Origin of the sequence: Bradyrhizobium nivariense (assembly GCF_029846695.2) — a bacterium.
GTDB lineage: Bacteria > Pseudomonadota > Alphaproteobacteria > Rhizobiales > Xanthobacteraceae > Bradyrhizobium.
In genome coordinates this window covers 1-1,689 of the sequence record NZ_JARWCR020000177.1, presented here as the reverse complement: position 1 = coordinate 1,689, position 1,689 = coordinate 1, and the positions used below count along the sequence as shown (strand labels likewise).

1 protein-coding gene is annotated in these 1,689 nt (G+C 60.5%); it reads left to right on the top strand.

Annotated features, from left to right (window positions below):
- Positions 1-47 precede the first annotated feature (47 nt).
- Positions 48-1,619 carry an IS66 family transposase gene (gene tnpC / locus QCM77_RS45785; protein ID WP_279669524.1) on the top strand — a complete coding sequence of 524 codons (1,572 nt, stop codon included), beginning with the start codon at positions 48-50 and terminating at the stop codon, positions 1,617-1,619.
- The last annotated feature ends 70 nt before the right edge of the window (positions 1,620-1,689 follow it).

Sequence of the window (1,689 nt, the reverse complement as noted above, 5' to 3'; positions counted from 1 at the left end):
CGAGTTGAGCGGTTGACGCGTCGGTACGGTTCAGATTCAAGAATCCGATGAATCGAACCGGCGATCCGAGTGTTGAAGTGCTGTTGGCACGCATTGCTGCGCTGCAGGCGGAGAACCATCAACTCGCCGACCGCGTCGCCAAGCTCGAGGAAGAACTGGCGCTGGCACGCCTGCATCGTTTTGCGCCGCGCAGCGAAAAGCATGTTGATCGTCTCTTCAATGAAGCCGAGCATGCCTCCGATGAGGATGACGACGGCAGTGAAACGAACAATATCGCCGAACTTCCGGACACGGGCTTGCCGCCCGTCGAAAACACAACGGGAAAGAAGCGCGGCCGCAGGCCGCTGCCGGGGAACCTACCTCGTGAGCGCGTCGAGTATGACCTGTCCGACGACCAGAAGGCGTGTCCTTGCTGCCGTGGCCAGATGCATCGCATGGGCGAGGCTGTCACCGAGCAACTTCATATCGAGGTGAAAGCGAAGGTTTTACAGAATGTGCGTTTCAAATATGCGTGCCGCCATTGCGATCGCACCGGGATCCACGCCCCTGTTGTGACCGCGCCGATGCCGGCGCAACCGTTGCCGGGCAGCGTTGCCACGCCCTCGACGCTGGCGTTCGCGCTCGTTCACAAATATGTCGATGGCACGCCGCTCTACCGCCTGGCGCAGGCCTTCGAACGTGCAGGTGTTCCTGTCAGCCGCGGCGCTTTGGGCCACTGGGTGATTGGCTCGAGCGAGAAGCATCTGCATCGCATCTACGACGCCCTGAAGCTGCGGCTCAGATCACAACCTCTCATCCATGGCGACGAGACGACGGTTCAGGTCCTCAAGGAGAAGGACAAAAAGCCCACCAGCACATCGTACATGTGGGCTTATCGCAGCGGCAAGGGCAGCCACGAGCCGATCGTTCTTCTGGATTATCAGCCAGGCCGCGGCCAAATCCACCCGCAAGCCTTCCTCGGCGATTACCGTGGCATTGTGATGAGTGACGGCTATACCGCATGGCGCACGCTGGGAGGGGCCACCCACATTGGATGCATGGCCCACTCCCGGCGGCGCTTTGTCGATGCCCTCAAAGCCAGGAAGAAGGGCGGCGGTCCGCCCGAGCAAGCGCTGCGGTTCTTTGAACAGCTCTACCGGGTTGAAAGGCAGGCGCGGGACGGAACACCGGAGAAGGGTGAAACACAGGCCGACTGCATTCGCCGCTTCCGCCAGCAACATAGTGTCCCCATCCTCAATGCTCTCAAAGTATGGCTCGATGACATGGCCCCGAAGGTCTTGCCTGACAGCAAGCTCGGCGACGCCGTATCCTACACCCAGAACCAATGGGAATATCTGACGCGCTACACCGGGGACGGCAGCATGCCGATTGACAACAATCTTCTGGAGCGCGACATCAGGGTTTTTGCAACTGGCAGGAAGAGTTGGTTGTTCAGTGATACCGTGGACGGAGCCCAGGCCAGTGCCGTCGTCTATAGCCTGATGCTGACCTGCCGCGCCTCACGTGTCGAGCCGTTAGCGTGGTTGCGCCACGTCCTCACCGAATTGCCTCAGCGCGCCAGCGACGCCGATATTGCAGACCTGCTGCCCTTCAACTTCCACAAAGCCGCCACTGCCTGAACGGCCCGGTATCGCCCGATACCAGCGCAATCCATCAAAACCGCCGGCGTGCGGAGAAAATCGCGCTTAC